Genomic DNA, 7,458 nt, shown 5'->3' with positions numbered 1-7,458 from the left:
CAGCCTGGACGATGACCGTCGGTAGGTCGAGCTTTGCGATGGCCTCGCCGATGCGCGAGAAGCCAGGCGTCGTCACCGAAAGTCCGCCGAACGGATCGCCCTCGAACGCGTCGAGGCCGAGCGCCACAACGAGCGCGTCGGGCGAAAAGGCACGGATGCGCTGGAAGGCCACCTCGAGCGCTTCGAGAAACGCCGCGTCGGCGGATTTGCGCGGCAGCGGCAGGTTGAAATTGTAGCCGAGGCCGGGCCCTTCGCCGCGCTCGTCGGCATGGCCCCAGAAGAACGGATAGAAGCGCACCGGATCGGCGTGCAGCGAGACGGTCAGCACATCCGGCCGTGCATAGAAGATGCCTTGCGTGCCGTTGCCGTGATGCAGGTCGACATCGAGGATCGCCACCCGTGCGGCTTGTTTGCGCAGAACCTGCGCGGCGACGGCCGAGTTGTTGATGAAACAGAAGCCGCCGGCGACATCGGCAAAGGCATGGTGGCCGGGCGGGCGGCACAGCGCGTAGGCGGCCGGCGCGCCTGATATCACCGCCTCGGCGGCTTCGACCGCGCTCCAGGCGCTCCACAGCGCGCTCTGCCATGTTTCGCCCGAGATCGGGCAAGCCGTGTCGGCCATGTGATAGCCGGCCTGGCCGACCGCCGAGGCCGGATAGGAGCCATTGCGCGCAATCGGATGGATGTTCGGGATCACTTCGGCCGAAGCGCCCTCGATGCGCTGCCAGCGCGCGTAGATATGCTCGAGGAAATCCAGATATTCCGGCGTGTGCACCGCCGCGGCCGGGCCGAGCCCATGATCCCGAGGTCGCTCGATCGTGCAACCCGCAGATAGTGCGCCGACTAACAATCTCTCGATGCGCTCCGGCTTTTCCGGATTGGGCTGTGCCGCGCCGCTCGAAAGAAAGGCCCTGGGGTCGTGGCGCTTCTGTTCCTCGGCATAGAAGGCTTTCATTCCTGATCCCCGTTTTCCGGCGCGTCGGCGAAAGCAAAGAAGGCCTCGCCGATGATTTTTTGGGTCTGTTCGTAGCTCGACCAGGCGATGCCCAGCCTCTCGTAGAAGGCCTTGGCCCCTTCATTGTCGGTGTCGACGGACAGCCGGAGATAGACGCCGCCTTCCTTCCGGCACTGCGCCGCAACGTGCCGCAGCAGCCGCTCGCCGATCTTCCGGCCGCGAAACCGGTCTTCGACATAGAGATCCTGCACATAGACGCCAGGCCGCCCCATCCATGTCGAAAAGATCGGGAAATGCAGGCAAAGGCCGGCAAACTCGCCGCCCACTTCGGCGATCAGGGTGGAGAAAGCGGGCTTTTCACCAAAGCCGTAGGTGCGCAAATCATCTGCTGTCGAAATGATCTCCTCCGGCGCACCGATATGCGTGCCGAGTTTCAGGATCGCGGCGTGGATGGTTTCGACGTCTTCCACTCGGCCGGGGCGGAGGCGGATTTTGGGCGAGGCAATCATTGCAGGTTCATCTCAGATCAGCATCTCAAAACGCCACCCGGTCGCCGCCCTTGAGCGCCAGCATGTCGCGCGCTTCGGTGGGCGTTGCAACCTCCAGCGACAGCCCGTCGAGAATGCCACGGATACGGCGCACTTGATCGGCATTGGATTTCGCCAGCTGGCGGCCGTCATAGAGACTGTCCTCCAGCCCGACACGGACATTGCCGCCCATGGCTGCTGCAATTGAGATCAGCGGCATCTGCTGGCGGCCGGCGGCGAGCACCGAGAACTGGTAGCTGTCGCCGAACAATTTGTCGGCGATCCGCTTCATGTGGACGAGATTGTCCGGGTCGGCGCCGATGCCGCCCAATATGCCAAGGACGAATTGGATGAACAGCGGTCCCGACACCAACCCCCGATCGCGAAAATGCGCCAGCGAATAGAGATGGCCGACATCATAGCATTCGAATTCGAAGCGCGTGCCGCAGCCCTTACCCAACCTCTCAAGCACACTCTCCATGTCGGCGAAGGTGTTCTTGAATATGGTGTCGCGCGTGGCTTCCAGCAGTTTGGGTTCCCATTCGTGCTGCCATTCCCGTGGCTTGTCGAGCATCGGAAACAGCGCGAAATTCATCGAACCCATGTTGAGCGAGCACATTTCGGGTTCGGCCCGCAAAGGGGCTGCCAGCCGCTGGTCCAGCGTCATCAGCGACGAGCCGCCGGTGGTGATGTTGATCACCGCATCGGTCGCCTGCTTGATGCGCGGCAGGAACTGCATGTAGACGTCCGGATCGGCGGTCGGGCGGCCATCTCTGGGGTCGCGGGCGTGCAGATGCAGGATCGAGGCGCCGGCTTCCGCCGCCGCGATCGCGTCTGCGGCGATCTGGTCCGGCGTCACCGGCAGATAGGGCGACATGGACGGCGTGTGCACCGAGCCGGTGACGGCGCAGGTGATGATGACTTTTCGCGGTGCCATTTCTTACCCCTGGCCTCCGACCGGCAGGTCGAGCTCGGCGGCCAGAACCTCCAGCGAGTCACCGATGATGGAGATGATCTCGCCGACCTGCTCGGCCGTGACGATCATCGGTGGCGCGACCATGAAATTGTCGCCGTCGACGCCGCCCTTGACCCTGCGGCCATAGATGATCAGCCCGCGTTCATAGGCGAGGTCGAGCAGCCGCTGCGTGGCTTTCTTGTTCTGGTCGATCGGTTTTAGGGTCTCGGGATCGGCGACCATCTGGGCGCCGGTGAGCAGGCCCTTGCCACGCACGTCGGCAAGGAACGGAAACCGCTTCGCCAGGCCTTTAAGCCCGTCCATCAGCACATCGCCCATGGCTGCCGCATTGGCGATCAGGTCGAGCCGGTCCATTTCGCCGAGCACAGCCAGGCCGGCGGCACAGGCCAGCGGATTGCCGGCATAGGTGTGGCCGTGCTGGAAGCCGCCGGAGGCGAGCAACGGCTGCACCAGCCGCATCGGTGCGGCGAGTGCGCCAAGCGGCGCATATCCGGAGCCCAGCCCCTTCGACAGGGCGACGATGTCGGGCTTGCAGTTCCAGTGATCGCCGCCGAGGAATTTGCCGGTGCGGCCGGCACCGCTCATGACTTCGTCGTGGATGAGCAGGATGCCGTAGCGGTCGCAGATCTCGCGGATGCGTGGATAATAACTGTCCGGCGCCACCAGCGCCGCGGTCGCCGCACCGCCGATCGGCTCCATGATGAAGGCAACCACGCTGTCTGGACCTTCCGCAAGAATCTTCTCCTCCAGCATGTCGGCATAGCGGATGCCGCGCTGCTCAATCGAGAGATTGTCGCGGTCGCGCCAGGCATTCGGCGCCGGCACGGTTGGCATCACCCGCATCATCGGCTCGAACGTTTCGGCCAGCGCATCGTCGCCGGTGATCGAGAGCGAACCCAACGTGCCGCCATGATAGGAGGGGAAACGCGTGATCACCTTCCAGCGGCTGGCCTGGCCGGTGGCGACCGCCCATTGCCGCGCCAGCTTGATGCAGGATTCCGTCGCCTCCGAGCCACCGGAGACGAAGAAGATGCGGTCCATGCCCTCCGGCAGCTTGCCGGCCAACTCCCGCGCCAACTCCTCCGCCGGCTCGTTCTCGAAATGCAGCCGATAGGCGAAGGTGGCGCGGTCCATCTGCCGCTTCATGGCGTCGAGCACATTGCGATTGGAATGGCCGATATTGGCCACCATCGGGCCGCTCGAGCCATCGATGAAGCGGCGGCCGTCCTGCGTCCACATGTAGATGCCTTCGGCGCGGTCGATCAGCGGCCGGCGCAGGCTGGACAGATAGAACAGATGCGAGTCTCGCCGGGCTTCGGTTTCTTGAACGGCGGATTGGACTTTCGACATGTCAGGGCTTTCCGAGGTAACGATCGAGGACATTTTTCGTGACGCGTTCGACCATCGGGTCCTGTCTTAGCAGGCCGGCGACCCATTCGCAGCTTCCGGCATGGAACACCTCGCCCTTGCCGCGCGGGAAATTGACGATCATGCCGTTGCCGCGTTTGACCTTTTCCAGATTGGCGTCGCTCGCCTCGCCAAACAGCGTTTCGGCGGTGAAGCGGCCGTCTTCGTCGGTGAGGAACTGGTCCTCGATCGGGATATCGGCGCTTTCCTCGACCTGGGATGCCATGCCGACGGCGAGAACCTGCAGGCCGTCTGGCGCGCCGCTGGTCGCAGTCGGGTAGGGCAGGCCGCCGCGTATCTCGAAGTCGAGCCCGTCGACCTCATAGCCATAGACATGGCTGTCGGCGCCCAGCAGGTCGCCATAGTAGATGCCGGTGCCGGCGAAGGCCCAATGCTCGGGCCGGTAGACCGGGAAACCACGCACGCCGCGCGGTGCACAGCCGCCCCAGCCGGCATAGACACCGCGCGTCGCGTTGAGCCCGAAGGTCGCCGAACCCGGCCGGCCGATTTCCGGCGCCTCCCAGGAATTGGTGGCACGGGTGACGTCGCCGTCTGGAAGATAGGCCGGATCTTCGGCACGCGAGCGATATTTGTAGCAGACCTGCCGGCGGCCCTCGTCTTCGAACCGCGTCTGCCACATGAAATTGCCGGCAAAGCGCGCCGCATGGCCGCCGCGGGTCACATAGGCGTCGACGGCATCGCGCATTTCCCAGGTCCAGTATTCGTCATGGCCGACGAACACGGCGCAGTCATAGCCGTCGAGAATTTCCGGCGAAAAATGCAGATCATGCTGGCTGGCGAGATCGACTTGATAGCCGGCCCGCTCGGCGAAGCGGAAAAAATGGCTGTCGTAGCTGGCCCAGCCGGACGAAGCGTATTTCTTCGAATGGCCGGTGGCGAGCGCCCACTCCATGTGCGGATAGCGCGGCACGGTCTTCGGCGGCACAGCGACCTCCAGCGGCACACGCGGCGCATCCTTGGGCAGCACGACGAAGCCACGGCACCAGGGGCGCTGCGTCGAGACGATGGGCGAATACTGGTTGCGATCCGGCCCGGTGATGCCCTGATAGTGGTTGGAGCCGCCCCAGGTGTTGTAGGCCAGCCATGTGCCTGTCGCCGCCACCTGGAGCACGCGGCCAGGTTTGCGGCCCGGCTGCGGGCAGACGATGAAAATATGGTGGCATTGGATCGGCTTGCCGTCGAGCCCATCGGCGGTCAGCGTGACCCGATAGGCGCCGGACGGCCAGCCCGCTCCGACGCGAAATTCGAAGGATGGGTCCCAACCGCAGCCTTCAGCCGAACACTGGTCGGGTGTGTCCTGCCAGCGTGCCGCGATGCCCGATTTCTCGAATACTTTGTTTTCGCTGCCGCCATCTCGGGTGATTGTGATGCCGAACGTCGCAGCTGTCGAACTGACATGCAAAGCCACCGTTTCGCCGGCGCGATAGGAAAACCGGTCGCTGTAGCACCAGATCTCGCCGCGCTCGCCATCCATGCCAGGCCATTCGTAGTAATGGCCACGCACCGCGTGGCGGCGCTGCTCCGGCGTCAGTCCGAAATCGGGGAATTCCGTGTTTGGGCTGTTCATGGTCATCCTCAGGCGGAAAGATATTTCTTGAGGAAGCTGCGCGTGCGGTCCTTCTGCGGCGCGCGGAACATGTCGCCGGGCGGGCCTTCCTCGACGATCACGCCGCCATCCATGAACAGCACCCTGTCGGCTACTTCGCCGGCAAAGCGCATCTCATGCGTTACGATGAGCATGGTCATGTGTTCGGCGGCAAGCTGTTTCATCACCGCGTTGACCTCGTCGACCAGTTCCGGATCGAGCGCCGAGGTGGCTTCGTCGAACAGCATCACCTTGGGCTGCATCGCCAGCGCACGGGCAATGGCCACACGCTGCTTCTGGCCGCCCGAAAGCCGCGAGGGGTAGGCGTCGATCTTGTCGGCGAGCCCGACCTTGGACAAGAGGCTATGCGCCAGCGCATGCGCGTCACTTTTGGTCATGCCTTTTAGGATGATCGGTCCCATGGAAATGTTCTCGATCACAGTCAGATGCGGGAACAGATTGAAGTGCTGAAACACCATGCCCATCTGCTGGCGCACCTTGTTGATGTGCCGCTCGAAGGCATGGCCGTGCAGCTTCTGGTTGACCTGCACGCCGTTGAGCCAGACTTCACCGGAGTCCAGGGATTCCAAATGGTTGATGGAGCGCAGCAGCGTGCTCTTGCCGGAGCCACTCGGGCCGATGATGGCGACGATCTGCCCGCGATCGACCGACAGGCCTATGCCTTTGAGGACCTCGACGGCGCCAAACGATTTGCGCGCGCCGCGAACCTCGACCATTGGCCGCTGCGTGCTCATCGGGAAACCTCCACATGTCTTTCAGACCGACGCAAGGCCGCCTCGAGCACAAGATTGAGAATGTAATAAAGCGCCGCTGCGGTGATGTAGAACTCGAACGGGCGGAACGTTTCGCTGATCGCCAGCTGGGCCGAATGGACCAACTCGGCGATGCCGATGACCGAGACGATCGAGGATTCCTTCAACAGCGCGATCAGATTGCCGCCGATCGGTGGTGCCGTGTTGCGGATGGCTTGCGGTATCACGACATGGCGCAGCGTCTGCCACTTGCCGAAGCCGATGCTGCGCGCACCCTCCGTCTGGCCGACATCGACGGCCACGATGCCGGCGCGGATGATGTCGGCATTGTAGACGGCAAAGTGCAGGCCGAGCCCAACAATGCCGGCGGCAAGGGCAGGAATGTCGATGCCGATCTGCACCAAGCCAAAATAGATCAGGAACAGCTGCAACAGCAGCGGCGTACCCATGAACACCCACATGAGGGCGCGCACGGGATAGGCGACGATCTTCGGAGCGTAGAGCACGATGACCGCGAACAGGATGCCGCCGACGAAGCTGAGTGCGCCCGCCGAGACCGTCAGCACCGCCGTCCACCAGGCACCAATCAACAGAAGGTCCCAGTAGGGCGCGACGACGGTGAAATCCAAACCTTGCATCGTGCTCTCCGGTCAGACGATGGCGAAGCGTTTGTCGAGCAGGTCGACGAACCGCGCAACCGCGTAGACCATGATCATGTAGAGCAGGGCTGCAACGCCGAATATCTCGAACGGCTTGTAGGTGGAGCCGATGAAGCGCTGGGCGGTGTAGGTCAGTTCGACGACTGAAATGGTCGACACAAGTGCTGATCCCTTCAACAAAGCAACCGTATTGACCCCGAGCGGCCGGATCATCAGCCGTGCGGCCTGCGGCAGCACGACCTTGCGCAAGGTCTGGAAACGGCTGAAGCCTATTGTGCGGGCGGCCTCCGTCTGGCCCCTGTCGACCGCGACCAGCGCACCACGGATCGATTCCGCCATATAGGCGCCGATGTTGAGACCGAGGCCGATAACGCCGGCGGCGAACGGCTCCAGATTGATGCCGATCTGCGGGCCGCCGAAATAGAGCACGAAGAGCTGGATCAGGCACGGCGTGCCGCGAAACAGGCTGACATAGAGCGTGCCGATGGTCCGCAGGATTGCCGATTTCGACATCTTGGCGGCCGCGGCCAATGAAGCAGCCGCGAGGCCCAGGAT

At 63.4% G+C, this 7,458-nt stretch carries 8 protein-coding genes; all 8 read right to left on the bottom strand.

Features of this window, described 5'->3' with window-relative positions; all coding sequences use genetic code 11:
* Window positions 1-955 (bottom strand): histone deacetylase family protein (locus EN932_RS24305; RefSeq protein WP_164890599.1); only part of this gene is annotated, 955 nt, incomplete at its 3' end.
* Window positions 952-1,464 carry a GNAT family N-acetyltransferase gene (locus EN932_RS24300; RefSeq protein WP_064995381.1) on the bottom strand — a complete coding sequence of 171 codons (513 nt, stop codon included), beginning with the start codon at window positions 1,462-1,464 and terminating at the stop codon, window positions 952-954. The genes EN932_RS24305 and EN932_RS24300, both read right to left, overlap by 4 nt.
* 25 nt (window positions 1,465-1,489) lie before the next feature.
* Window positions 1,490-2,419 carry a 3-keto-5-aminohexanoate cleavage protein gene (locus tag EN932_RS24295; RefSeq protein WP_127369608.1) on the bottom strand — a complete coding sequence of 310 codons (930 nt, stop codon included), beginning with the start codon at window positions 2,417-2,419 and terminating at the stop codon, window positions 1,490-1,492.
* Between the two features lie 3 nt (window positions 2,420-2,422).
* Complete coding sequence (locus tag EN932_RS24290; RefSeq protein ID WP_127369607.1) at window positions 2,423-3,808, bottom strand: aspartate aminotransferase family protein; 1,386 nt, start codon at window positions 3,806-3,808, stop codon at window positions 2,423-2,425.
* Between the two features lies 1 nt (window position 3,809).
* Complete coding sequence (locus EN932_RS24285; RefSeq protein WP_127388252.1) at window positions 3,810-5,453, bottom strand: N,N-dimethylformamidase beta subunit family domain-containing protein; 1,644 nt, start codon at window positions 5,451-5,453, stop codon at window positions 3,810-3,812.
* An 8-nt stretch (window positions 5,454-5,461) separates the two neighbouring features.
* A complete protein-coding gene (locus EN932_RS24280; RefSeq protein WP_127369331.1) occupies window positions 5,462-6,226 on the bottom strand; it encodes an amino acid ABC transporter ATP-binding protein in 765 nt (254 codons plus the stop codon).
* A complete protein-coding gene (locus EN932_RS24275; RefSeq protein ID WP_127369330.1) occupies window positions 6,223-6,882 on the bottom strand; it encodes an amino acid ABC transporter permease in 660 nt (219 codons plus the stop codon). The genes EN932_RS24280 and EN932_RS24275 overlap by 4 nt, the downstream gene beginning before the upstream one ends.
* 12 nt (window positions 6,883-6,894) lie before the next feature.
* Window positions 6,895-7,458: amino acid ABC transporter permease (locus EN932_RS24270; protein WP_164890598.1), on the bottom strand; the 564-nt coding region annotated here is incomplete at its 5' end.

Origin of the sequence: Mesorhizobium sp. M7A.F.Ca.US.002.01.1.1 (genome assembly GCF_004022955.1) — a bacterium.
GTDB classification, from domain to species: domain Bacteria; phylum Pseudomonadota; class Alphaproteobacteria; order Rhizobiales; family Rhizobiaceae; genus Mesorhizobium; species Mesorhizobium ciceri.
The sequence above is the reverse complement of the archived record's forward strand: the minus strand, read 5'-3'. Positions and strand labels throughout refer to the sequence as shown.